Source organism: Lentilactobacillus kefiri (assembly GCF_009739535.1).
Classification (GTDB): Bacteria; Bacillota; Bacilli; order Lactobacillales; family Lactobacillaceae; genus Lentilactobacillus; species Lentilactobacillus kefiri.
Window position 1 is genome coordinate 1,637,701 of record NZ_CP029971.1, and the last position, 24,142, is coordinate 1,661,842.

Consider the following 24,142-nt stretch of genomic DNA (forward strand, 5'->3'; position numbering starts at 1 on the left):
ATATCGTTTTCCCAAATTCTCTGCAGGAGTATCACGGAGATAGTTAGTGTTGCAGTGACCTTGGGGAATATGGAGGGTGTTATTATGAAAGCTTTATCGTTACATGGTGATTACGCGATGATGATTTTAGCGGGTGAAAAAACCGTTGAGTATCGTTCGTGGAAGACTGATTATCGGGGGAAATTGTTAATTTGTTCTTCAGCAATGAAAATTCGGGGGACCATGCCAGGTTACGCCACCTGCGTCATTGATTTAGTAGACATCAAGAAAGCCGGTCCACGAGACTATGAATGGCAGCTTGGCAAGATTTACGACATTGAGCCATTCCCAGTCAAAGGTAAATTGCATTTGTATGACGTTCCGGATGATAAAATTGTTTACCATCCTGAAGTCGATGATGATCATCACCCCACTCAGGAACAATGGGATGAATACCAGAAGAAATATATAGATCCATACATTTATTAATTTAACAGACTACTAAAAATGAGGTATCCACACGTGATCACGTGGTTACCTCATTTGAATTTTAGTTTAGGCCAGTGCTGTGATTAAGAAGATGCCACCGTCAAACAGGTAGTGCATCGCAAATGAAGGCCAGATTGATTTGGTTCGAATATAGATTCCGGTCAAGAAGAACCGTTCGCCCGGCAGCACAAGCAATAACTGTGCCAGGTTCCAATTATACGTATGATAGTGAAGCAAGCCAAAGATGAACAGTGACAGGAAATAGGCAATTCCCAGTGCGACTTTTCGATTCCGGCCAAAATAATGAAACAGCAGACCGGCAATTGCGAGGAAGACACTGATGCTGAGAATCTCTTCGCCCATCAGGTTGAACAGATCAGTTCCAAGGACTATCTGGAGGGTTTTGATCTTGTCACCGGAGTTCGAGATATTGCTGGCAACGGCGTTGACGTTTGTTGCAATGTGAAGGTGGTTCAAAACCATGCCAATCACGATGCTGTAAATTGTTTCGAGCACCACCATGACCAGGGCAAAGCCCCAGTCCCGTAACTTGGGAAGCTTGAAAAGAGTTGAGGCAGCACCGTTACTTAAGAAGTAAAAGCCGCCTAAAATAATGGCAAATGGTAACAGGCTGGTGGCGAGAATCAGTCCCCAAACGGTCTTTGGCTGAACATTTGCAGCAAAGGTAATCCAGCCGATGAAGCCGAATGCCACGAAGATGATAATTGCCCACAATTGCCACTGACTAATTTTTTGATCCAGCAGTGGGAATTCCCGCTGCTCATTTTTTCGTTCAAATAATATTTTTTGCATATCACGTTGCCTCTCAAATAAATTTACTTACTTTAGTATACTGTATGGTAACACATTTCAGAATATAAAAGCCCTAAAACCACCACGGGGTTTAAAGGCTTGAATGAATTAGTCGGCGATCTTTTTAGCTAGTGCGTAACCCAGCTTTTGAGCTGTTTCTGCAGTTGGATGGATCTCGTGATCCTGCAGGGTACGATTCTTATTTTGGTCAGTAATAATATTTGGTGCAATTTGCTGGAAGTTAATGACTTTAATGCCTCGGGCACGATAAAGCTTTTGTTCCTCATGACGGAGTTGACCATAGGTATAGCCGTACATGTCCCGCATGCTTTGACGATTTTCACCATTGGCATCGTATCGAGAAATTGGTAGGATACCGTAAATCTGAGCGTGGGGGGGTGATTGCCTGAACGGCTTTCAAGCTCGTGCGCAGATGACGAATGACGTTGGTCAACGAACCTGATCCGGAACCATTCGTGTAGTCGTTGGTACCAATATGAATGAAGATGATGTTCATCTTCTTGATTTGACTCTTACGGGCAGCAACCACGGCCGGCAAGTCTTGAGGAAGGTGTTCCTTTCCCAGATAAGCCCAACGTTTACCAACAATCCGACCGCTTGGGCAGGCTAAATCAATGGTTGTTGTACCTGTACCAAGGTATTTTCCAACCCAGTCAGGATAAGAACTGTGGGAATAAAAGTGGAAACCGTCCCAGCCTGCTGGAATGGAGTCGCCAAGGACACCAATCTTTTGACCGAGGAAGTGGTTTTTAGCCACTTTTAATTTCACGTTATATGATTTTGAATCAATCCCCATCAGTTGAGATTCCAGAACAAAGAACGAGTGGGTCTGATCAGTATTGGTAACCTTGAAGACCTTTCGGGTTTTACCATCTAAAGTCAGATCAACTTCTTCGGTTCGGTACCAAGTCGTCTTTAAATAATGCTTCGGACTGATTGACTTGGTCAGGTGGACATCGGTGTATATTTTGGCATCCTTTTTTAATGCATAGGCATGCGGCAATACTTGAGTTGTGTAGCTGACTTGAACCTTCGATGTGTTCGCGGTGGTCCGGCTGGCGGGCTGACTCTCGATATTGAAGGCAAACGAAGTGATGGCAAACGATGCTAAAAAGACTGCCCCGTAAGCGACATACTTATTAAAAAATTTGAACATTGACTTTCTCCCCAGAACAAAATATTGAACATATAACCCCAAAACAATTTGGATCATATTGAAATCAAATGGTTCTTTTTAAATTCATCGATGAAAATGGCTCTATGGCGCATTTTCGCAATTAACTTTAATATTATACGACAAAACCTCGGTAAAGGTTATAAATTTCTGTAATATGCCTATAAATAATTAGAATACCTGTGTTGAGGCTATGAGAGAGTAAGCTTAATTGAAGATGGAAAGTTTTTCTAATGGTATTTTGGCCAGTCGCAACTTATCATAGTAGATGAGGTGATTTTATGAATTTTAAACAAGTTGTATTTGATGAAGAAAAAGGCATCAAATTAGATATTTATGACGCTGACAGCGACGTTGCCTTACCCGGGATTGTTGTGATTCCCGGCGGTAGTTACAAAACATTTAAAGAACGGGATGCAGCCCGAGTTGCTTTGACATTCTTGACCAAGAGTTATCAAGCATTTGTGGTTGAATATCCGGTTAATGAAAAGAAAAATTATCAAGAAGCCAAAAAGAGCATTGAGATGGCTTTTGACTACATTACAAAGAATGCCAAGGACTTGAACGTTGATACCAATAAGCTCGGTATCATCGGCTTTTCCGCCGGTGGTCAATTGGCAGCTGCTTATTCAAACGAACCTGACACCAAAGCTAAATTTGCCGTGTTAGGCTACCCAGTTTTGACTCAAGCTTTGGATGAAAAGATTGGCATTCAAAGTGAAGATGTTACCAAGCAGGTAACCAAGAACACACCACCAACCTTTATTTTCGGTGCCCGTGGGGATGAATTGGCTCCTTATGTCGACCATATTTATCCGTACACCGATGCTTTGTATAAGGATGGTGTTAACTTTGAAGTTCACCTATTCAGTACCGGTGGCCACGGCTTTAGCTTAGCCAACAAATTTGTTGGGGTTGTCAACCGGGATCGAACCGATGCGCACTTTGCCAAGTGGTTCCCATTATGCTTGGAATGGTTGGCAAGTTTGAAGTAAATTAAATTGATTTAATTTAAAACACAATAGCACCAAGCTACGGGTTTAACCGGGCTTGGTGCTATTTTTGATGGAGATGATTTAATCATCATAACTATTTTCGATTAAGAACCGGCGCGACAGTTCAACCAGGATTGGAGTCATCGGCATTGAAAGCTGGTTCCAATTGCGGTCGACAAATGGTTTGAATTTATTGAGGGCACCTTTGTCCAGCTTCTTAGTATCAGCTAGTAAGTGGCGCAATTCCAACGCAAATTCTTGAAGAGTGACTTTTTCAGAGTGACTTTTTAACGAGCCACTAATAGAAGTCAATTGTGAGAGATAACCGTCAAACTGGGTTGCCTCTGACACGGCTTCTTCATGGGGGAAGTTGATGGCATCATTTTTGCTTTGTTGCTGTTTAAGTTCTTGCAGGTAGGCTTCTCCTTTTGGGGTTAGCCATTTTGTTGCATGATTATCAAATAATTTTACGCCATCTACGAAATCAATATCAAAGGTAGCCGTTAATACCTGTTCATGCTTTTGATCCAACTTTGCCAACTCATTTAAAATCCTTGGGGCTCGATAGTTATTGTTCTTGCCGTAATCAATTAATTTCTGAACGGTCTTTAAATTAACCTGATTGGGCTGAGTCTCCAGGAAGCTTAAAATGAATTCCCGCATCCGATCTTCAAACTCCATAAATAATCGCCATCCTATTCTTATTTCTGTTAGCTATGAAAAAGCTTCATTTGAATATCTTGATCATAATTGCCAAACCCATGGCCAAAAATTGTGCAGCCACCTTTATGTTTTGCATTGTCTTTGATGGCAAAGCGGACGGTAAAGGTTGGCTGTTTCCAATCAATGTCATCAATTGAAACGTCGGTGAACGGTTGACCATCCAGGTAGCTTCCATGATCGGTAACACGAACGACTTTTAATTGACCGTATTGGTTAACGTTATCTGGTACCCAGGCAGGGGTGTATTTTCCACGAATATCGGAGAAATCGCCGGGACTCGTCCATGTCCCAACTTCAACATTATTAATGTAAAAGGTAATGTCAGAAGGCCAAACATTGTTGGAAAATGGGAATTCGGAACCCAGTTCCATGGAGAGATCCAGCATTTCCAGCTTGTCTTTTTCTTCCAGATAGTTGGGAAATTGGTATTCAACGAACCCATCGGTCCACCAGATCATTCCGGCTTTAATGCGGTCTGGACTCATGAAATACTTGGGGTTGTCGACTCTTCCAATGTAGTCGTTTTTACCGGCAAGGCCACAAGAGGGAGTCACGGAATAATCCGTAAACTGGCCAACCGGAACTTGAGTCTGGTATTCCGCAAATGCCGGATAGATTGTTGTTGGAAAATGAACATTAATGTTGTCGACTTTCAGATAAGAAATTTTGCTGTGGCCTTGGCGTTCAAAGCCGATAATTCCAGCATCTGCAAGTTTGTTGAGGTGCATCAGAATGATCGTACTGCTTAACTTTAATTTGTGTGATAACTCCTGGACACTCATTCGTTTAGATGACAGTGCCTGGATGATTTGGATTCTAACTGGGCTTGCCAGCGCCTTATAGACTTCCAGAGAGTCGTTGGAAATATCTAAGTCCAAATTTGTGACCTCCTGTTCAAAGTTTGGTAATTGTTAAATTAGTTATTCTTTAATTCATGGATATTTTAAGCTTTTAAATCAACATAAATGTTGATCGTAAAGCTGAAACCGTTTTCGAAACACCTTTATCTTAGCAAAACTACGATTTTAAGTCAAAAACATTCAAAACATTTACATAATAGCTTGTTGAAAGTACAAACACGAAATATTATAAGTATGTGCATTGGTGATCGAACGGTTACCAAATAATTAAAAGAAAAGAGGATTTTATATGACAGTCTATACGAATCCGCTGATTGTTCAGCGGGCAGACCCATACATTTACAAGCATACGGATGGTTACTACTATTTCACCGCGTCAGTCCCTGCATACAACTTAATTGAAATCCGCCGAGCTAAAACCTTGGAAGGATTAGCTCATGCTGCTCCACGGACAATTTGGCGCAAGCATGAAAGCGGTCCCATGAGCCAACTGATCTGGGCACCGGAAATTCATTATATTGACGGTAAGTGGTTTATCTACTTTGCCGCTGCTGAAACAACCGCTTTAGATAAGAACGGCATGTTCCAACACAGAATGTTCTGTATCGAATGTGATAATCCAGATCCAATGCGTAGTGAGGATGATTGGACAGAACATGGTCAGGTAAAAACCGGCATGGACAGTTTTTCGCTGGATGCAACCTGCTTTGAAGCAAATGACAAACTTTACTACGTTTGGGCACAAAAGGATCCGGCCATTAAGGGCAATTCGAACTTGTACATTGCTGAAATGGAAAATCCATGGACACTCAAAACAAAACCGGTCATGCTTTCAAAGCCTGAATTTGATTGGGAAACCATCGGATTTTGGGTAAATGAAGGACCAGCAGTTATTCACCGTAATGGACGTTTCTTCCTGACATACTCAGCAAGTGCAACCGATGAACACTATGCAATGGGAATGTTAAGTATTCCTGATGACCAGGATCTGTTGGATGCAAGCAATTGGACAAAATCTAAGAAGCCTGTTTTCCAAAGTGATATGGCTACTCATCAATATGGCCCAGGGCATAACTCATTTACGATCGGTGAAGACGGCAAGACCGATATTCTTGTTTACCATTGCCGTGATTATACCGAAATTAAGGGTGATCCATTATACGATCCAAACCGTCATACAAAGGTTCAAGCATTCACTTGGAATGACGATGGGACCCCTAACTTTGGTAAACCAGTTCCTTATAACTATGATTAATAAACTTCAGGATGCATTTAATTATGCAAAATAGTGCAAAAGCACCTAAAAAACAGGAGAGTAAGAATTTCTGGGGATTCCCATTTACCCACTTTACTTACTTCTTCATGTGGCAGATTATCTTCGGTTATTTAACACTTTGGATGGAACAAGTTGGTCATATGAACGGCGCCGAAGCCGGGATTGTGTTCTCAGCTATGTCAGGACTTTCATTATTATTCCAACCAGTATTTGGTATCTGGTCAGATAAATTAGTTTTCAAAAAGAATTTGCTATTTATGATTTCCATCGCTGCTATGTTAATTGGACCATACTTCCAGTGGGTCTTCTTACCATTAATGCACATTAACTCAATGTTAGTTGCCATTATTACAGGTATCTTCCTTTGCTTCATCTTCAACGGAGGTGTTTCAGTTATTGAACAATATGTTCAACGTGCCAGCTTGGCTAACCACTTTGAATATGGTCACTCACGAATGGGTGGCTCATTAGCCGGAATGTGCGCTTCATTCTTAGGTGGTCAATTATTCATTTGGCAACCAAATGCAATTTTCTGGGCATGTTCAATTTCAGCAACCATTTTGACTGGTTTACTGTTGTTCAGTGACAAAATCGATATGGATAACGCTGCAGCTGCTGGTAACACTTCAAACAAGCTTGACATGAAGCAAATCGGTAAAATCTTCAAGATGAAGAACTTCTGGTACCTATCAATCTTCTACATCGGTGCTTCAGCGATTTATGATGTTTTTGATCAACAATTCATTATTTTCTTCAAGACATTCTTTAACACAGCTGCCCAAGGTACACAGGCATACAGCTACATGACCACTGCACAAATTGGATTGGAATTCTTACTTATGATCCCAATGCCATGGATCATTAACAAGATTGGTTCACGAAATGGTTTGATCGCTTATGGCTGTATCTTGGCTGTTCGGATTATCGGTAGTGCCTTATCACCAAGTTTAATCTGGGTTATCGTCCTTCGTCTGTTGGCCGGATTCGAAATGCCTTTGGTACTTGTTTCAATCATGAAATATATTGCCGGAGCTTTCGATATTCGAGTTTATGCTACTGTTTACGCACTGGCTTCAAACTTTGCCAAACAGATTTCAGTCTTCGTCTTTTCAGCATTGGCAGGTAACATGTACGACTCAATTGGTTTCTACCACACATACTTAATTCTTGGTGCAATCGTTGCCGTTGTTACTATCTTCGCTGCATTTACTTTGAAGAAGGAAGACCCTGTTCAAGCAGGTGAAGTTGATAAAGAAGGAAACACTAAAGCTTGATTTAGATAAGCTTTTCAATCAATAAACAATCAAAATGACATCCAATTCAATTGGGTGTCATTTTTCTTTTGAAAGCTGAATTTAGTCCAAGTGATCTCACTTGCGTTTTTTTAATACTTCAAAACATTTTGAAAGGGCATTCATAATTAACTTGATTTTAAATAGGGTACTTTTATAATTTATGTATTGGGACTTTTCCCAGGTTTTCTCTACTAAATTAAGGAGGAATTCATTATCAAATCAAAATTAACCATTGACCGCGATCAAGTCGTTTCAAAAATCGATCCCAGAATATGGGGCTCATTCGCTGAACACCTTGGTCGATCAATTTATGAAGGCATTTATCAACCGGATCATCCAACTGCAGATGAAGACGGCTTTCGAACAGATGTTATTGATGCCGTTAAAAAGCTGAACGTGCCATTGGTCCGCTATCCCGGTGGGAACTTTGTTTCCGCATATAACTGGGAAGATGGTATTGGCCCTAAAGACCAGCGGCCAACCAGACTTGAATTGGCATGGCGAAGCAAAGAGACCAATCAATTTGGCATTCATGAGTTCATGAAGTGGGCAAAGAAGGTTGGTACTGAACCAGATATGGCTGTCAACCTTGGAACTCGGGGTATTGATGCAGCCCGCAACTTGATTGAGTACTGCAACTTCCCTAAAGGCACTTATTGGAGTGACTTGCGTCGTCAAAACGGTGCGGAAAAGCCATTTAATATCAAAGTTTGGTCATTAGGCAATGAAATGGACGGTCCATGGCAGATTGGTCATAAGACCGCTTATGAATATGGCCGGTTGGCTGACGAAACGGCTAAAGCCATGCGCCTGATTGATCCGGATATTGAATTGATTGCATGTGGAAGCTCATCTCACCAAATCAATACCTTTGGTACTTGGGAAGAAACATTGTTGGACCAGGCATATGATAATGTTGATTACTTGTCCTTACACCAGTACTACGATGACTCCGATCATGATTTGGGAGAATTCTTAGGGAAATCCGTTGATTTTGATCACTTCATTACAGACGTTGCCAACATTTGTGATGCCGTTAAAGCGCGTCGCCACAGCAAGAAACAAATTAACCTTTCCATTGACGAGTGGAATGTTTGGTATCATTCCAAGGCAGCAGATGAAAAGCAGGCTCCTTGGCAGGTAGCGCCACATCTGCTTGAAGATCATTACAACTTTATGGACGCCTTGCTGGTCGGCAGCTTGGCAATTACACTCATGAAGCATGCCGATCGAGTTAAGATCGGATGCCTTGCCCAGCTGGTCAATGTCATTGCACCAATCATGACAAATACCGATGGGACGCCTTCTGTCTGGTATCAATCCATTTTCTATCCGTTTATGCAGGCTTCAAACTTTGGTCGGGGAACTGCGTTGAGCGTTAAAGCCGATGTGCCGACATATCAAGCAAAAGATTATGAGGTTCCGTATACCGACTCAGTCGCTACGTATGACGATAACGGGGTACTGACAATCTTTGTTGTGAATAAGTCAAAAGAAAAAGTCGACTTTGAGTCAACAATTCAAAACTTTGATGTTAAAGGATTGAAGGAAGCTACTCAGTTCTGTGGTTATGATTTAATGAAAACAAACGAGGATCAGTCGATGCAAGTTAACTCACTGGATAACGTCACCGTTTCTGATGATAAAGTCAGTGCAGAATTGCAACCACTTTCTTGGGATGTTATTCGAATTAATGTGAATGATGAAATAATAAAGTATAAAAAGTCGGGTACTGAAGAAATTCAGTACCCGACTTTTTATTATTTGTTGCATGACTATTTGGTTACTTTATAAACTCGTTTTCCAACCATCCAGGTTTCTTTGACTCGGACGTTCTTGATGTCATTATGTGGAATCGTGAAAATATCTTGATCCAGCACAACAAAGTCACCGGCATAACCTGGCGCCAGCAAGCCGTTTTGATGAAAACCACCGATTTTTGCCGGCCAGTTGGTATAAGCAAAGACTGCATCAGGCACATTGATGGCTTCCGATGGATTAACGATATCACCGTTGACCGCGGTTCTGGTCACAGCTGCATAGATATTGACAAATGGGCTGTCTGGTTCGGCCCAAGGCGTGCAGGGAGCATCGGAACTCAGGGCAAACTCGGCTTTGGTGGCCATCATTGATTTCACTCGGTAGATTTGCTTGAACTGCTCAGGTGAAAGGTAGCTGCGATAAGATTCGTCTTCTGCAAAGAAGAAAATTGGCTGAGTCACCAAGGCGTAATTCATGGTTGCCGCTTGAATCTGATCAAGCATCCTGTCTGATAGAATTGACGCGTGCTCAATTCGAATCGAAGGCTGGTCGGACAGCCACGGCTTCATATTGTCAGTCGTATCCAGGATCAATTGAATGGCGGCGTCACCCATTGCGTGAATGGCAACCTGTAAGTCATGTTGCTTGGCATATTCGACAGCTTGTTTGAGCTTGGTCGCATTGGTTAAGCTGACGCCTTGCTTGCCGCTGGGATACGGTTGGCTGTTATAAGCCGTTTCGCCGGAAATACTGCCATCCATGAAGACTTTAATCCCGGCAATTCGCAACTGATCGTCATTGGTCGGCTGGAGCCGGTTGTTGCCGGCAACCTCATCATAGACGTAGTAAATTGATGTTTTGGGTTTAAAGCCAGCTTGAACAGAATCCTGATAGAGTTTTAGAGAATCATATGGGCGGATTCGGCCCATCATTTCACCAATGGCAACAATCCCGTTTTTCAGATAATGATCGGAGCTGTTGACCATGTTATCCACGTCGGCTTGGTAACTTTGAGCCGATTTGGCTTTGATGAGCAGCTGGGTGGCGGCGACTTCCTTCATGTAGCCATTGGGCCTACCGTCTGGAAAATGGCCGATAAAGCCGCCCACCGGATCCGGTGTCGTAGCCGTGATGCCCGCCATTTCAAGGGCTTTGGAATTGCCGACAGAGGAGTGACAGTCGGAACGATAGATAAAAATCGGCTGGGTGGTGGAAACCTTATCCAGGTCATCCACAGTCGGTGTTCGATGTTCGGCTAATTTCGTTTCATCAAATCCCCAGCCTTCGATCCAGGTGTTGGGGCCCTGACCAAATGCCGGTGAGTTTCGCAGCGCCTCCTGCATGTCAGCGATACTGTTGACGTTCGGCGGTGTGCAGGCAACCCCGTGAAGGGCATCCGCAATGTATTTGGGATGCGTATGAACGTCAATCAAGCCCGGCAGGACAGTTTGATTCTTCAAATCAATGGCATCGCTGTCGTTGACGTCACTTGTATCGCCAACCCAAACCACTTGACCGTCTTTGATTGTCATGGCCGAAGCAAAAGTGTTGGCATCAGCTCCGGTGAATATTTTTCCGTTAATGAAAGTTGACATAGCAATTCTCCTGTAAGATCGATTTAAGTCTATTATTTAGTCATAATGGTAGCGATTGCAAGCCCTATCTTTGTGGAAATTGAATTCGTAAAAAGCTATCATTAAAGTATTAGCTTTAGTGAAGGAGCAGACTGATGGAATCTTTGGAATCGCACACTTTAAATGCATTTTCGAAAAACATTGAACTGACCGATCATCAAAAGGCGGTCCTCAAACAAATTGATGAGTTCACTCGGACACACCTCAAGGAAGACGGGCACGCGGTGTTTGTTTTGATGGGGGATGCCGGAACCGGGAAAAGTCTGATTTTAAATCAGTTGTTCACCAAATTGGCTCAGGAAGTTGATGATTCATATTTCCTGGTTAATCATCCGGAATTGCTGAAGGTCTATCGGGAACTTGCTGGGCAGACCCCACATATGCTGAAAAAATATTATCAGCGTCCAACCAGCTTCATTAATCAAATGCATAAGCAGGATAAACACGTTAATTTAACAGTCGTTGACGAGGCCCATTTGTTATTGAGCAAGCCTGATCACTACAACAATTATTACGGCCAGAATCAGTTGGAAGATATTATCCAGTTAAGCCGGGTGACGATCGTTGTGTTTGATCCCCACCAGGTATTGCGGACCAAGAGTTTTTGGAACAAAGCCCGCCTGGAAAAGTTGATCGCACCATATCCTCATGATTTGGTACACCTGAAACAACAGTTTCGGATGCAGGCCAGTCCCAAATTGATGGATTGGCTGGATCATTTTATCGATGGTGATGTGATTGGACCGGTTCCCCAAGATATTGGTGATTATGACTTTCAGATATTTGCTGATGCGCAAAAAATGTTTCAAACAATTATCAAGAAGAATAATCAGTATGGCTTGTCACGGATGACCTCAACCAGTGGCTATCCATCAACTTTGGATGGCGGTAAGCATTTGGTTAACGAAGGCAACTTCCATCTGCCCTGGGATCAGTACAATTTCACCAGCACCCCTTGGGCAGAACAGCCACAGACGATTAATGAAGTCGGTAGTATTTATACTGTTCAGGGATTTGATTTGAACTATATTGGCATCATTATCGGCCCGCCATTTTATTTGACCGACGATAACCGGTTGGGGGTTGACCCAAGCAAGGTTACCGACGTTGAGATTTTCAAGCACCGGTCGGATATGACTCCCGAAGACTATGAGGCCAGCAAAGTCGAACTGTTGAGAAATTCGCTGAACGTGTTATTGCGTCGAGGGATTAAGGGAATGTATCTGCATGCCCATGATCCCAAGCTTGAAAGCTATTTGGAACGGATGAACGGCTAATCTTTCGAATTCGGATTGATTGACATATATTTACTATTTCGTTATCCTTTGTTCAAATCATGATTAATTGACAGGAGATTTAAAATGAAGAAAAATAGTATGATTGTTCTTGTGGTGATTGTTGTTTTAGGTGTCCTGGGTGGTGTTTGGTACCACCATAATTACGGTAAAACCTATTATTATGGTCAGGTTAGTGGCCAAATCGAAAGAACCGAAAAGGCCCCTGCAGGCTATCACAACAGATACTATTACAAGATTGACGGTTGGGATAAAGATGGCAACCATAAACAAATGGAAGTCGGTTCCATTGGCGGCCATAAATTTGTAAAGAATCGGTTTATCAAGATTGGCTGGTCACGGGCAAAAAAGGTTACCGGATACGAACAGGTTTCTTATAACCAAATCCCCAAGACAGCAAGAGAAAAGATTACGAATGCAAAATAATTTTGAGATAATAAAGGAGGCAGCCGAGTTGATGGCTGCCTCCTTTAAACTAAGGAATTAAATTATTCATCATGTGAAGCGCAATGCTGTAGCGAATATCTCTGAAATGCATGTAGGCAAATGACAGGCAGCAGCCCAGCAATGAATACATGATCCAAGTCCAATCAAAACTTAATTCATGGGCAAAGCCGAAGATCGCTCCGCTGACAAGAACGGCCAAAATATTATTCAGCCGATTATCGTTATTGAAAAAGTAATTCATAAAGATTCCTCTGAAGATCAGTTCCTCGAAAATCGGTGCCAAAAAACCGGCAAAGAAAATATTTAGTACTGGGTTCTTCATTTGGGCAGCGTTGACCGCCTGCTGGTTGCTTGGCATGGTGAGAATGTGCTTGGCAATTAACCATTGCCAAGCCATTTGGACAAGTGTCATCAAAATAAACAGCCAGATTAACTGGGAGATTCGCTTCGCTGTCGGCTTCTTTCTGCCAATCTTTCTGGGATTGTTTGCCTCGAGCTGTTTGCCGTAGCGCCAACCAATTAGTGACAGTCCACCAGCAATCAGTACTAATGACAAGCCAAGCAGATGACGGGCCGACAAGGGATTCTTAATGTAGTCGCTGGCAATTTCAAACACGGATTCGACGATCAGGTAAACTGCCAGAAATCCCACGAATTTTAGAATCTGGAGTGATTTAGTTGTGAGATACCTGGTTTTGTCCATTTATCTAAACTCGTTAACCTCAATGCGGTTCTTATCGGGATCAAGGATCGTAATCGAGTTAACGTTTCTCCTTACTTCAGTTTTTTGGGTTGGTTCGTCAACAATATCGACAAAATAATTAATCAGGTGCGCTTTGATGTCGGCCATTTTATCTTTAGCGATTAAGCCAAATGAGATTGGATTATCTACTGTATCTTCCTTACGAAAATCCAAAAACATTTTGTTCAAGTCGGCACCCTTATCACCATTTGGTAAATCAACGATTCTAAGATCAAAAACTTCATGGTAAAAGCGTAAGCTGGCTTCTAAATCTGATACGGGGATCGTAATATACTCAATTTCTCTAATATTCATTGTTATTCATCCTTTAAAAGTGATATTTATATTATAACCCTTCAGCCTTTCTTCGCACGATTAGTTCGACTACAATAGGAAACAAGAGTAACGTAACAAAATGTATGTAGTATTCGATTTAATTAAGGAGTGAACTTTTTTGCCATTATTATCCGTATCAAATCTTTCAATGAGCTTTGCCGAGAAAGATCTGTATAAAGATGCCGAATTTACGCTTGAAAAAGGCGAGCACATGGGCGTGGTAGGTCAAAACGGAGTTGGAAAATCAACGCTGATTAAGATCATTACCGGAAGTGAACTGCCTCTTTCTGGAGATATAAAGTGGCAGAAAAACGTCAAAATTGGTTATTTGGATCAGTATGCCGACGTTGATGAGGACATTACCCTCATTGATTTTTTGAGAACGGCATTTGCCGACCTTTATAAAACCAACGACCAGTTGAACGCACTGTATAACAAGTACGCTGAAACCGCCGATGACAAATTGTTGGAACGAGCTGGGAAGCTTCAAGATATTTTGGATTCCAGCGACTTTTATAACATTGATACCCGAATTGAACAGACCATTACCGGCTTGGGCTTGGTTAACATCGGCCGAGATCATTTGGTTGGAAAGATGTCCGGTGGTCAGCGTTCCAAGATTATTTTGGCGAAAATGCTGCTTGCCGATCCTGATGTCATCCTGCTTGATGAGCCTACCAACTATTTGGATACAGCCCAGATTGACTGGCTGGTTGATTATTTGAACGGTTTCTCCGGTTCAGCACTGGTGGTTTCCCATGATTATGATTTCTTGGAAAAGATCACCAACTGTATCATCAACGTTGCCTTTGGTAAGATTACCAAGTACCGTGGCAGCTTCAAGCAGGCCATGAGACAACGTGCCGAACGTGAAGAGTTCCAGCAGCGTGAATATGATAAGCAACAGGTTGAAATTGAAAAGGCCGAGCGCTTTATCCGTAAGAACAAGGCTGGTTCAAAGTCAACGATGGCCAAATCACGAGAGAAAAAGCTGTCGCATATGGAGAAAATTGATCCGCCTTCAACTAATATCAAGGTAAGTTTCAACTTTCCGTATGAAGAAACTGGTTCTCACGAAGCTTTGACGGTTGATCATTTATCGGTTGGATACAATAAGCCATTATTAAAGCCCGTAACCTTCACCATTTCGATGGGTGAGAAATTCGGCTTTGCCGGTTTCAACGGAGTTGGTAAATCAACTTTGATCAAGTCGATTTTAGGCAAGATTCCCGCAAAGGGCGGAACCGCCAAGTTTTCGCCATCGTCTCACATCAGTTACTTCAGTCAGGAACTTGAATGGGATAATAACCGCATGACCCCTATGCAGATTATTTCCGACAAGTTTCCAAAGCTTAATCAACGGACCATCCGGACTAAACTTGCCAAGTGTGGTTTGGATGCGGCCAACGCCATTAAGCCGATTGGCGAGCTTTCCGGTGGTGAGCAGACCAAGGTCAAGTTGGCGATGATGGAATTTACACCAACCAACTTCCTGATCATGGATGAGCCTACCAACCATTTGGACGAAGAAACCAAGGAAGCCTTGAAGCGGGCACTTGACCGTTTCCCCGGCAACCTGATTATCGTCAGCCATGAGTCGAGTTTTTACGACGGCTTGGTTGATAAGGTCTTGAATGTTGAACAATTAAGTTTAAAAGAAAAACCGGTTATCCGGGATGAATCACAAAGATAATCAAATGAGCCCCATGCGGAAATAAACCCGTGCGGGACTTTTTATACCAAAAATAATCCTTGATTTACGCTGTTAACTTATTGTAAAATAAATTTGCACCAACAACTCAAGGCATATTAAGTTTTCCCCTACTGACTGTTCAGTGCCTTGAGTTTGTCTAAGAAAATAAATGCAAACGTTTTCTTTTGGCAATCAACATTAGCTTGTCAGCATGATGAATAACCGACGAGTTCTTAGCACCGAATTTTGGCCAATTAATGTTAATATGAAAGTAACTATTAGTAAGCGTCGGCACGACTTGAGCAGACATGCTGTTGCTGTGAGGGGGAGAAGGATGCTTTCAATTGTTTATTTGGTACTGATGAGTTTATTGGCAGGAATTTTGACCGGGATTGTCGGGATGGCATCTTTGACGCTGTATCCGGTTTTACTGTCGGTTGGCGTTGCCCCAATTACCGCAAACGCGACCATTACGGTTGCTCAGGTTGGTGGTGGATTAGGGACCGTTACCTCATCGTTGCGGGAACTTCACGGTCACTGGAAACAAGCATTTCAGATTGCTGTCTTAAATACCCTTGGTGGGGTGTTTGGGGCAATTATTCTGATCCATAGTTCCAATTCCGGATTTAAAAAAATTGTACCTGTCTTTATCATGGCAGCCGGGATCATGATTTTGACACCGAAGCGGGCTGGCCGTCAGGCGGTTAACACTCGCTTGGTTACTTTTGTGAGCTGGCTCAGTACATTCTTAGTCGGCATTTATGCCGGGTATTTTGGTGCTGCGTCTGGACTCTTGATGATTGCGGTGCTATCCAAAATCGTTCATGAAAACTATGCAATTTATAATTCAATGCGAAATTTCGCATCATTTTGCAACAACATCGTGGCCGCAATCATGTTTATCTGCACGATTCCAATTGATTGGCGAGTCATCATTCCGCTACTGATTGGCTTGTTTACCGGCGGTTATATTGGCCCAATCATCGTGAGATATATTCCATCCACAGTCATTAAGCGGGCAGTGGGGATATTTGCTGTTGTCTTGGCCATTGTGTTGGGGTATCAGGCTTATTTGTAATTATTTATGAAATGATTGAACAGAAAAAAGGTTGACCATAAGTTTTTCACTTATGATCAACCTTTTTATATTGAGAAATCATTTTCAGTTAAGTCTGCCTAAGCGACTTCAGCACTTGGCGTAATCTTTGTTCGATTCAATAGGACTGAACTGGTAACAACTGACAATGAACTTAATGCCATTGCCAGGCCGGCCAATTCAGGACTGAGTGCCAAGCCGATGAAGTAAAAGACACCGGCAGCTACTGGGATTCCCAAGACATTGTATACGAAGGCCCAGAATAAATTGAGCTTGATTCGATTGAACGTCTTTTTGCTCAACTCCAATGCCTTGTAGACATCTCTAAGATCATTTTTAACCAGGACAATGCCACCGGATTCAATGGCAATATCAGTTCCTGATCCCATGGCAATTCCAACATCAGCGGTACTTAAAGCAGGGGCGTCGTTGATACCATCACCGACAAAGGCAACTTTACCGGATTCCTGAAACTTCTTGACCTGTTCTGCTTTGTCTGCGGGTAATACGTCAGCAACCACCTGGTCAATGCCAACCTGATCGGCAACGGCCTGAGCCACCGCATGATTATCACCGGTCAGCATGACGGTCTTCAATCCTTGAGACTTCAAAGCAGAGATGGCGTCTTTTGAAGTTGGCTTTGGCGTATCTTGAATCGCAATTAAGCCAATGATTTCATCACCTTGGCCAACGAAGACAACTGTTTTGGCTTCATGCTGGAGGGTGATCATAGTTGATCTCAGACTAGCACTAACGCTGACATCATTGAGCAATTTATCGTTACCGACAAATGATGTTTCGCCTTCAACAACTGCTTGAATGCCTTTTCCTTCGATGGCTTTGAAATCATGTGAAGGGGTGAGTGAGATTCCGGCATCTTTAGCTTTCTTGATAATCGCAGCTGCCAGGGGATGCTCGGAAGATTGTTCCAAGCTGGCGGCAATTGCCAAGACCTTTTCATTATCACCGACGATATCGGTTACTTGTGGTTTTCCAACGGTAATGGTTCCAGTTTTGTCGAAGATGACGGTTTTAACATCGTTTACGGCTTCCAAGACCTCACCATTTTTGATGAGGATTCCCATCCGGGCACTGCGGCCGGTTCCAACCATCAATGCGGTTGGGGTTGCAAGCCCCAGTGCACATGGGCAGGCAATTACGACGACGGACACTGCAAAAATCAGTGAGCTGGCAACGCTGGCACCAATAAAGACATACCAAATCAAGAAGGTCAAAATGGCAATCATCAATACCAGTGGAACGAAGATTTCTGATACCTTATCCGTTAATCCCTGAATTGGGGCATGACTATTTTGGGCCTTTTTAACCAGCTCAACGATTTGTGACAACATCGTGTTTTTACCAACTTTGCTGGCTTTGAAGGTGAACGTTCCAGTCCCGTTAACCGTGGCACCAACGACTGAATCACCAATCTTTTTCTCAACCGGCATGCTTTCACCAGTAATCATGGATTCGTCGATGGTTGAGGATCCACTGACAATCTGACCATCAACGGCAATCTTCTCACCAGGACGAACCTTAATCTCATCGCCAACGACAATCTGAGAAACCGGCAGCTTCACAACTTTGCCATCACGGATGACTTCAGCATCCTTTGCTTGAAGGTTAACCAATTTTTCAACGGCATTGGATGCATTATTGCGCATCCGCTCTTCGAAGACCTGACCCAATAGGACAAAAGTCGTCACAAAGGCGGCACTTTCAAAGAAGACTGCTTGATGGGTTGCCATTGCATAGATGCTGTAAACGTATGCGGTTGTGGTCCCGATGGCAACCAAGGTGTCCATATTGGAATGGTGCTTTTTAAATGATGACCAGGCACTCTGTAGGAATGGGCCGGCAGCAACGATCATGACGACCGTTGTTAAGGCAAACATGGTCCACTCACCACCCGGCATCATCCAGCCGAAGAGTTTGAGAATCATTTCGAGTAACATTGGTAGGGAAAATACCAATGAAATCCAAAAACGTTTTGTAATACTCATCATTCCACCTCAACTTTTCCACTGAACATGTCCATTCCACAACTGAATGTGAATTGGCCGGATTGATCCGTTGGTACCTGAACGGTCTTGGTAACGTTGAGTGGGAGTTCCTCGGAGAAGCCAAGATCATTTGAATGAACGACATCTAAACAACCCTGGGCGTTGGTTCGCTTAAAATTGATTTCGGCGGGGACGCCTTTCTTTAATTTAACGACTGATGGTTCATAGCCACCGGCAACTGTTACGTTAACTATTTGTTTATTTTCATTCATAATGAATTCCTCCAATTATTTGATAACCAACTTACCGTGGAACATATCCATTCCACATGCCCATTGGTATTCGCCGGGCTTACTTGTGTCGATTTCGACTGACTGCTTTTCATTTTGGGGAAGTGCTTGATTGACGCCAAAGTCTGAAAAGACTACTCGATCCAAACAGGATGATGAATCCTTTCGGGTAAAATTCAGCGTGGCGGGAACCCCTTTTTTCAGGATCACGACTTCGGGTGAGTAACCACCTTTGACCTCAACGTTGACCACTTGACGATCATCTGCGACTTCAGCACTTTCTTCGGCAACTTCATGTTTACCAAAGAACCACCAACCAATAAATCCGATGATTGAAAGTCCGATAATCAATACAATTAATTTCAAAACGACATCTCCATTTCTTCTTTAAGTTTACATGTGTAAACTTTAACTGTGATTATCATATCTCTGAAGTTTACATCTGTCAACTTAAAAAGCAAAAAGATGGGATTCAATCTGGTTAAAGACTAGCTTAATGCCGGTTTTAACGAGGTTGAATCCCAACTATTTATTGTTCAAACGACTATGTGACTATTATTTATTAAACGTACCTGCTTCCACCTGACGAATAAAGGTTGCCAGATGATCATAGTAAACATCCGGATTATCGATCATGTGATGGTGACCGCCTTCTGGAGTTGAAACGAACTTGGCGTTTGGAATCATCTTAGCCATTCGCTTACCGGTTTCGATAGGCATAGTTTCATGTTCACCAAAGGTAACCAGGGTAGGAACCTTGATGTCCTTCAAATGGTCGGTGAAGTTCCATTCAGCTAACTTTCCGGTAACAACGAATTCGTTATCACCTTGGAAGGCACCGTAGATATCGGTGTTGGTAACGTCGATCAAATGTGAAAGCTTTGAAGGTTGTTTACGGTCAATGTAACCTTTGTTCAAAATATCAACGTATGATTGATATTTGTCATTGTCGTAATCGCCTTTGGCTTCGCAGTCCTTCATGTAGGCAACTTGCTCAGGGGTCAAGGCTTTTTCACGAACTTGTTCCAAGTGCTTGGTGTAATCATCGATTCGATCAACCATTGAAGAAATAATAGCACCTTTCAAGTGTTGACCAAATTTGGCAGCGTACTCTTGAACCAGTAATCCACCCCATGATTGGCCAATCAGATAGAAGTTGTCCAAACCGAGCTTTTCACGAACTTCATCCACTTCATTTAAGAAGTAGTCGTAGTTCAAGATATCCTTGCGGTTCTTTGGATCGCTGAAGTCAGGACTGTCTGAATACCATGAACCCAATTGATCGTACATGGTTACCTGAACGTCCAAGCCTTGCTTCTTCAATTGCTTGGCAGCGTCTTCCCAATATTCATGTTCACCGCCGGGTCCACCGTGTAATGCCAACAAATGAATGTCACCGGTTCCTTGGGTATTGGTCCATAAGTGATAGCCATTATCCAAAGTAATGATCTTTGTTCCCTGTTTCATCAAAATCACCTATCCTTATTATTATTTATAAAAAGCATATCACATTTACTGTTGATTATCATCGAAAGGCAGTAGGGGAAGCTTAATTTTTGAGGCACCAAGATCAAATGTATATGAGATGTCCTGGTTACTGCGGATGGTGTAATCCATATCGGTTGCGTAAATGATAATCCCTAATTGATGGCCTTTAAGCAAGCGCCAGAAGGTTGGTTGAAAGGCCATTGTGAAATTATAATACTGGCCAGGCTTTAAATCGTCTGATTTGTAATTATTGGTTCGATTTTGCATGTTCATGTGGCAGTCGGTAAATTTCTTGTACGCGGTAACTTGCTTCTCTGGCAGGAATTCTTTCAAATCATCCTTGCGCCATTGATAACCGGTAATGATCTTTTGGGCCGAAAGAACTTGAGGAACGGCCGTCAGACGTTTTTCATCACCGTAGTCCACCAAAGCGGCACTTAGTAAACCGAGATCGGCACTGCTTGCAGCCAGCAGAGTGATCTTTGCCCGACCATCAACTGTAATATCCCGATCTAACGGTTGTGAAACTAATTTAATCGCGTGCTTGTCTAACTTGGAGTGGTTCTTGGTAAAGAGTGCCTTTTGCCATTTCTTGGTGTTGTCAATGTATTCATTAAACAAATCATCCGGTAACTTGTCGCTGAAGACGTGGTTTTCGTTAAGGTTGGTAAAGCGGCCGTCATTTAGTGAAATGTTATTGACGTCAGCATCACCACCCCAATCCTTGTAAGTCGTCCATGTTTCGGGTTCGGCGTTATCTTGAACCAAAACATCCGGAAGCACTTTGTTGGCTTGGTTATCAACATCCAACAATTTGTTGGTTAGCCAAAGGTTGACCATATCCGTGAAATCAACTGAACGGAAATTGTTCAAATACTCGTGCTGTCCTTGGTGGAGAACTAATTTTTGGGTAATATTTTCATTCTTCAAAGTATTGCGGAGATTGTAAACGTGTGACAGCTTGACGTTCCAGTCATTTAAGCCGTGGACCAACATCAAATCGGCCTTAACATTCACGTCTTTAAGCAGGTTCCGGTTGTCCCAGAAACTGTTGTAACTGCCGGTCTTTCGGTCTTGGCCGCTTGTCAGCTTCTTGAGTTGATCCAGCCAAGTGTCTTTGATTTTTAGATAGTCTGCAGCTGATTGTTCACGGCTGAATGTTAATTCACCCAGAACGTCGGCATCTTCACCTTGGAAGCCGCCGGGAGCAACGACAAGACCGTTTTCACGATAATAATCGTAGTAATTTGAAATGCCGGCTTCAACAACGGCTGTCTTTAATCCTTTAACCCCGGTTAAGGCAGAAGCCGTGGCAAGAGTGGCCAAGTATGAACGGCCGGTCATGCCGACGTTGCCGTTGGACCACCATGCTTCGATACCGATTTGGTCGTTTCGATTGGTAAATGCATGACGATCGCCATGCAGCCATTCGATAATTGAGGTGGCACTCAGTGTTTCATCAGGGGTTCCAGTTGTCCGGACACCATCGGAATCTTTAGTTCCAACACCTGATGAGTAGACAACCGCAAAACCGCGAGCCAGGAAATAGTCGTTTAATGAGTACGTCCATGTCTTAACGAATGACTCTTCGGCTGATTTGCTGGTTTCCTTGACTTCACGGGGAGCTGGAAGGTTGGAGTTATCATAATCGAACTTGATATCGTCGTAGGTCAAATCATTGGGTTCTTTGCGGGTTAATTTTTCTTTATTGACATCATGGGTGAGAGCGTCAGCTTGTTTATCGTTGGTTCCTTGATCATAGGGGCTTTCAGTGAAGACAACCGGGACCTTCATCCCATCTTCGGTATCGGCAGGACGAATGATTTCGGCCTTCAATAGATCACGTTTACCGTCATGATCGGTATCCAGCGGGGCCTCAACGTAAACGACGTCATGAATCAGCTTGCTGGTATCGGAGACCGCTTGAGCTTTGCCGTTAAAAATCAATGGCCGCTTTAAGTCATTCGTTCTGAAAAATTGGTGATAGTAGCCCTGGCCTGCTAAGTAGTCGATTAAAGTTTGACCAAATTTTGTGCGGGTATTAAGTAATTTATACCAGGCGTCAATGACCTGGTTGCGGTCCAGGGTGTCATCAACAATGGCAGTTGGCAGATGGAATTCCTTCATTGCTTTAAATGGATCGGTCAGCTCAAAATCCAAGCCGACTTCAAATCCCAGCAACTGTAGAGCTACATTATAGAAAGCTAATTTGGATACCGAGTCCGATTGGGTGGTGTACTCATAAGCATTGAGCTTGGGAGTTGCCATCAAATTAGACACTTTTTGAATCCGGGTAGCCAAACTTTGTTTTTCAATGAAGAACTTGAGTAATAATTGCCGGTACAACATCACCGGATCGGCCATTTTCTTGGTTCTTGAAGTGAGAAAATGGATATCTGCAAGTTCTTGAACGATCTTTTCGTGACTAGTAGGAACATAAGCAAACTGATTGATTTTCATGTAATAGCCTCCTGAAATGATTGTTATCGCTATTATACATTACTTTGAAGCCGGTGCACCGGTTGTCTTGCGGCGAAATTGTGATGGCGTTTTACCCGTCACTTTCTTAAATACCCTGATGAAGTAATTTAAATCGTTAAATCCGACCATCATGGCAATGTCGGTAATAGATGGCTGACTGCTACTCAGGTACTGCTTAGCTTCCTTAATCCGATGGGTATTGATATATTCGGTTATCGTCAACCCGGCTTCCTGTTTAAATTTTCTGGAAAGATAGGATGGATTAGTCCCGATTGACTCGGCAATTTTATCTAAAACAATGGGATGGCCAAGGTTTAATAAAATATAGTCTGCTGCCCGTTTGATCATCGGCGAAAAGTCGTTGGTGGAAACTTGTTGAACCAACTTACAGTACTCATCCGTCATTGAAACGACCAACGTGTGGAGCCCCTGTAAGTTAACCTGTTTCTCAATCAATAGGGCATATTTTTCGGAAATGTCATTTAGGTAAAGGGGATGCACCCCACCTTTATGGGCGGCAATTCTGCAGATTGTGTTGAACACAAAACAGATATTTTTAGATGATCGAAGTGGTTTATTGGGAATCCGATTTGAAAAAGAATCAAATATTTTAGTCATCGTTTGGCTTAATTGTCTGACGGCGACTTCATTTCCCGATGCAATCGCATTGGTGATCTTTTCTTCATTTAAATAGTTGTTTACAATTTGCTGCTGATGTTCCGTGTCAATGATTTTACCCGCCTTGGGAGTTGGTGGATTATTACTAATGAGTTTAGCTCCCTGCGTTGCTGGAACCAAAGGTTTGGAAAATAAATTCACCAGTAACGTCCCCAGATCATTGATTTGGGTCGATGAAAGCACCGGTAAGCTTTGGTAGAACTGCTCTAATTGACTGCGCTCACTAATGTTATAGCCATTTTCAGCGATAATGTCATTCACCTCATCAATCGTAAATGCAGTTGTCAGAAATGGGCCGAGTATCACAACTGGCTGTTTAATTGCCGAGGTGGGTAGCTTGAGAGTCACGTAGTTGAGTTGTCCCGGGTCGGTGTAGGTAAAGTAGTCCGGATATTGATACTTTTGCGCGTAAGTGAATATTGTCTGCAGCTTTGAAGATTGCTGGAATTCTGGTAACCAATTCTCCTGAATCTTAAACATCGGATGACCACTGGCTTCAAGAACCATGATGTCAATATGGGTTAGAGAATGGATCAAATCAGCAGTTGAACCATAATTGTTCGTTAGCAT

At 42.8% G+C, this 24,142-nt stretch carries 23 protein-coding genes; 9 read left to right on the forward strand and 14 right to left on the reverse strand.

Going from position 1 to position 24,142, the window contains the following annotated elements:
* Nucleotides 1–84: 84 nt before the first annotated feature.
* Nucleotides 85–468 (forward strand): ASCH domain-containing protein, encoded by a 384-nt coding sequence (locus DNL43_RS07675; RefSeq protein ID WP_056982084.1) that lies wholly within the window; start codon nt 85–87, stop codon nt 466–468.
* A 66-nt stretch (nt 469–534) separates the two neighbouring features.
* On the opposite strand, the gene DNL43_RS07680 is transcribed toward DNL43_RS07675, so the two are convergent.
* From DNL43_RS07680 to DNL43_RS07685, 3 genes are all read right to left on the reverse strand, one after another.
* A complete protein-coding gene (locus tag DNL43_RS07680; protein ID WP_056982083.1) occupies nt 535–1,281 on the reverse strand; it encodes a CPBP family intramembrane glutamic endopeptidase in 747 nt (248 codons plus the stop codon).
* 108 nt (nt 1,282–1,389) lie between these two features.
* Nucleotides 1,390–1,599, reverse strand: a complete 210-nt coding sequence (locus DNL43_RS12240; RefSeq protein ID WP_225439228.1) for a hypothetical protein — start codon at nt 1,597–1,599, stop codon at nt 1,390–1,392.
* 22 nt (nt 1,600–1,621) lie between these two features.
* Nucleotides 1,622–2,458 (reverse strand): SGNH/GDSL hydrolase family protein, encoded by an 837-nt coding sequence (locus DNL43_RS07685; protein WP_225439229.1) that lies wholly within the window; start codon nt 2,456–2,458, stop codon nt 1,622–1,624.
* Between the two features lie 299 nt (nt 2,459–2,757).
* On the opposite strand from DNL43_RS07685, the gene DNL43_RS07690 reads away from it, so the two are divergent.
* On the forward strand, nt 2,758–3,471 hold the full coding sequence (locus DNL43_RS07690) for an alpha/beta hydrolase (protein ID WP_056982080.1): 714 nt from the start codon (nt 2,758–2,760) through the stop codon (nt 3,469–3,471).
* Between the two features lie 81 nt (nt 3,472–3,552).
* Here the strand turns inward: DNL43_RS07690 and DNL43_RS07695 are convergent, their stop codons facing one another.
* Both DNL43_RS07695 and DNL43_RS07700 read right to left on the reverse strand, forming a co-directional pair.
* On the reverse strand, nt 3,553–4,152 hold the full coding sequence (locus DNL43_RS07695; RefSeq protein ID WP_225364662.1) for a hypothetical protein: 600 nt from the start codon (nt 4,150–4,152) through the stop codon (nt 3,553–3,555).
* 29 nt (nt 4,153–4,181) lie between these two features.
* Nucleotides 4,182–5,072 carry an ArsR/SmtB family transcription factor gene (locus tag DNL43_RS07700; protein WP_054769123.1) on the reverse strand — a complete coding sequence of 297 codons (891 nt, stop codon included), beginning with the start codon at nt 5,070–5,072 and terminating at the stop codon, nt 4,182–4,184.
* A 271-nt stretch (nt 5,073–5,343) separates the two neighbouring features.
* On the opposite strand from DNL43_RS07700, the gene DNL43_RS07705 reads away from it, so the two are divergent.
* The 3 genes from DNL43_RS07705 (at nt 5,344) to arfA (ending at nt 9,419) form a co-directional block, all read left to right on the forward strand.
* Nucleotides 5,344–6,309, forward strand: a complete 966-nt coding sequence (locus DNL43_RS07705) for a glycoside hydrolase family 43 protein (RefSeq protein WP_056982078.1) — start codon at nt 5,344–5,346, stop codon at nt 6,307–6,309.
* Nucleotides 6,310–6,332: 23 nt separating this feature from the next.
* Nucleotides 6,333–7,604 carry an oligosaccharide MFS transporter gene (locus DNL43_RS07710; protein ID WP_056982076.1) on the forward strand — a complete coding sequence of 424 codons (1,272 nt, stop codon included), beginning with the start codon at nt 6,333–6,335 and terminating at the stop codon, nt 7,602–7,604.
* A gap of 234 nt (nt 7,605–7,838) precedes the next feature.
* On the forward strand, nt 7,839–9,419 hold the full coding sequence (gene arfA, locus DNL43_RS07715; RefSeq protein WP_275452996.1) for an arabinosylfuranosidase ArfA: 1,581 nt from the start codon (nt 7,839–7,841) through the stop codon (nt 9,417–9,419).
* Here arfA and DNL43_RS07720 read toward each other — a convergent pair.
* Entirely contained in the window at nt 9,401–10,981 is a 1,581-nt protein-coding gene (locus tag DNL43_RS07720) for an amidohydrolase (RefSeq protein ID WP_054769124.1), read from the reverse strand. The genes arfA and DNL43_RS07720 overlap by 19 nt on opposite strands.
* A 134-nt stretch (nt 10,982–11,115) precedes the next feature.
* On the opposite strand from DNL43_RS07720, the gene DNL43_RS07725 reads away from it, so the two are divergent.
* The gene (locus DNL43_RS07725; protein ID WP_056982074.1) at nt 11,116–12,297 is read left to right on the forward strand and encodes a DUF2075 domain-containing protein; all 1,182 of its coding nucleotides are present in this window, start codon (nt 11,116–11,118) and stop codon (nt 12,295–12,297) included.
* Nucleotides 12,298–12,381: 84 nt separating this feature from the next.
* Nucleotides 12,382–12,741 carry a YxeA family protein gene (locus tag DNL43_RS07730; RefSeq protein WP_054769125.1) on the forward strand — a complete coding sequence of 120 codons (360 nt, stop codon included), beginning with the start codon at nt 12,382–12,384 and terminating at the stop codon, nt 12,739–12,741.
* A gap of 49 nt (nt 12,742–12,790) precedes the next feature.
* On the opposite strand, the gene DNL43_RS07735 is transcribed toward DNL43_RS07730, so the two are convergent.
* Entirely contained in the window at nt 12,791–13,465 is a 675-nt protein-coding gene (locus DNL43_RS07735; RefSeq protein WP_056982072.1) for a CPBP family intramembrane glutamic endopeptidase, read from the reverse strand.
* Nucleotides 13,466–13,819, reverse strand: coding sequence for a VOC family protein (locus DNL43_RS07740; protein ID WP_056982070.1), 354 nt, complete (start codon nt 13,817–13,819; stop codon nt 13,466–13,468). It lies immediately after the preceding gene.
* A 169-nt stretch (nt 13,820–13,988) separates the two neighbouring features.
* On the opposite strand from DNL43_RS07740, the gene DNL43_RS07745 reads away from it, so the two are divergent.
* Together DNL43_RS07745 and DNL43_RS07750 are read left to right on the forward strand one after the other, a co-directional pair.
* The gene (locus DNL43_RS07745; protein WP_056982101.1) at nt 13,989–15,533 is read left to right on the forward strand and encodes an ABC-F family ATP-binding cassette domain-containing protein; all 1,545 of its coding nucleotides are present in this window, start codon (nt 13,989–13,991) and stop codon (nt 15,531–15,533) included.
* A 334-nt stretch (nt 15,534–15,867) separates the two neighbouring features.
* Nucleotides 15,868–16,611, forward strand: a complete 744-nt coding sequence (locus tag DNL43_RS07750; RefSeq protein ID WP_056982059.1) for a sulfite exporter TauE/SafE family protein — start codon at nt 15,868–15,870, stop codon at nt 16,609–16,611.
* A gap of 98 nt (nt 16,612–16,709) precedes the next feature.
* Here the strand turns inward: DNL43_RS07750 and DNL43_RS07755 are convergent, their stop codons facing one another.
* The 6 genes from DNL43_RS07755 to DNL43_RS07780 all read right to left on the reverse strand — a co-directional run bounded on the left by DNL43_RS07755 (nt 16,710) and on the right by DNL43_RS07780 (nt 24,142).
* Nucleotides 16,710–18,635: a copper-translocating P-type ATPase gene (locus DNL43_RS07755; protein ID WP_082619734.1), complete on the reverse strand. Its 1,926-nt coding sequence runs from the start codon at nt 18,633–18,635 to the stop codon at nt 16,710–16,712.
* Complete coding sequence (locus tag DNL43_RS07760; RefSeq protein WP_054769128.1) at nt 18,635–18,907, reverse strand: cupredoxin domain-containing protein; 273 nt, start codon at nt 18,905–18,907, stop codon at nt 18,635–18,637. The genes DNL43_RS07755 and DNL43_RS07760 overlap by 1 nt, the downstream gene beginning before the upstream one ends.
* Before the next feature lie 15 nt (nt 18,908–18,922).
* The gene (locus tag DNL43_RS07765) at nt 18,923–19,291 is read right to left on the reverse strand and encodes a cupredoxin domain-containing protein (protein ID WP_054769129.1); all 369 of its coding nucleotides are present in this window, start codon (nt 19,289–19,291) and stop codon (nt 18,923–18,925) included.
* Nucleotides 19,292–19,480: 189 nt separating this feature from the next.
* Nucleotides 19,481–20,392, reverse strand: coding sequence for a proline-specific peptidase family protein (locus DNL43_RS07770; protein WP_056982045.1), 912 nt, complete (start codon nt 20,390–20,392; stop codon nt 19,481–19,483).
* A 45-nt stretch (nt 20,393–20,437) separates the two neighbouring features.
* Nucleotides 20,438–22,873, reverse strand: coding sequence for a Xaa-Pro dipeptidyl-peptidase (locus DNL43_RS07775; protein WP_056982036.1), 2,436 nt, complete (start codon nt 22,871–22,873; stop codon nt 20,438–20,440).
* Nucleotides 22,874–22,912: 39 nt separating this feature from the next.
* On the reverse strand, nt 22,913–24,142 hold the full coding sequence (locus DNL43_RS07780) for an AraC family transcriptional regulator (RefSeq protein WP_054769130.1): 1,230 nt from the start codon (nt 24,140–24,142) through the stop codon (nt 22,913–22,915).

Bases quoted from the DNA above. Each gene is read 5' to 3' on its own strand.
- DNL43_RS07685 (WP_225439229.1), bottom strand. From the start codon at position 2,458: ATGTTCAAATTTTTTAATAAGTATGTCGCTTACGGGGCAGTCTTTTTA.
- DNL43_RS07705 (WP_056982078.1), top strand. From the start codon at position 5,344: ATGACAGTCTATACGAATCCGCTGATTGTTCAGCGGGCAGACCCATAC.
- DNL43_RS07710 (WP_056982076.1), top strand. From the start codon at position 6,333: ATGCAAAATAGTGCAAAAGCACCTAAAAAACAGGAGAGTAAGAATTTC.
- DNL43_RS07750 (WP_056982059.1), top strand. From the start codon at position 15,868: ATGCTTTCAATTGTTTATTTGGTACTGATGAGTTTATTGGCAGGAATT.
- DNL43_RS07775 (WP_056982036.1), bottom strand. From the start codon at position 22,873: ATGAAAATCAATCAGTTTGCTTATGTTCCTACTAGTCACGAAAAGATC.
- DNL43_RS07745 (WP_056982101.1), top strand. From the start codon at position 13,989: ATGAGCTTTGCCGAGAAAGATCTGTATAAAGATGCCGAATTTACGCTT.
- DNL43_RS07690 (WP_056982080.1), top strand. From the start codon at position 2,758: ATGAATTTTAAACAAGTTGTATTTGATGAAGAAAAAGGCATCAAATTA.
- DNL43_RS07740 (WP_056982070.1), bottom strand. From the start codon at position 13,819: ATGAATATTAGAGAAATTGAGTATATTACGATCCCCGTATCAGATTTA.
- DNL43_RS07730 (WP_054769125.1), top strand. From the start codon at position 12,382: ATGAAGAAAAATAGTATGATTGTTCTTGTGGTGATTGTTGTTTTAGGT.
- DNL43_RS07780 (WP_054769130.1), bottom strand. From the start codon at position 24,142: ATGCTAACGAACAATTATGGTTCAACTGCTGATTTGATCCATTCTCTA.
- DNL43_RS12240 (WP_225439228.1), bottom strand. From the start codon at position 1,599: ATGTACGGCTATACCTATGGTCAACTCCGTCATGAGGAACAAAAGCTT.
- DNL43_RS07680 (WP_056982083.1), bottom strand. From the start codon at position 1,281: ATGCAAAAAATATTATTTGAACGAAAAAATGAGCAGCGGGAATTCCCA.
- DNL43_RS07760 (WP_054769128.1), bottom strand. From the start codon at position 18,907: ATGAATGAAAATAAACAAATAGTTAACGTAACAGTTGCCGGTGGCTAT.
- DNL43_RS07770 (WP_056982045.1), bottom strand. From the start codon at position 20,392: ATGAAACAGGGAACAAAGATCATTACTTTGGATAATGGCTATCACTTA.
- DNL43_RS07675 (WP_056982084.1), top strand. From the start codon at position 85: ATGAAAGCTTTATCGTTACATGGTGATTACGCGATGATGATTTTAGCG.
- DNL43_RS07725 (WP_056982074.1), top strand. From the start codon at position 11,116: ATGGAATCTTTGGAATCGCACACTTTAAATGCATTTTCGAAAAACATT.
- DNL43_RS07695 (WP_225364662.1), bottom strand. From the start codon at position 4,152: ATGGAGTTTGAAGATCGGATGCGGGAATTCATTTTAAGCTTCCTGGAG.
- DNL43_RS07755 (WP_082619734.1), bottom strand. From the start codon at position 18,635: ATGAGTATTACAAAACGTTTTTGGATTTCATTGGTATTTTCCCTACCA.
- DNL43_RS07720 (WP_054769124.1), bottom strand. From the start codon at position 10,981: ATGTCAACTTTCATTAACGGAAAAATATTCACCGGAGCTGATGCCAAC.
- DNL43_RS07735 (WP_056982072.1), bottom strand. From the start codon at position 13,465: ATGGACAAAACCAGGTATCTCACAACTAAATCACTCCAGATTCTAAAA.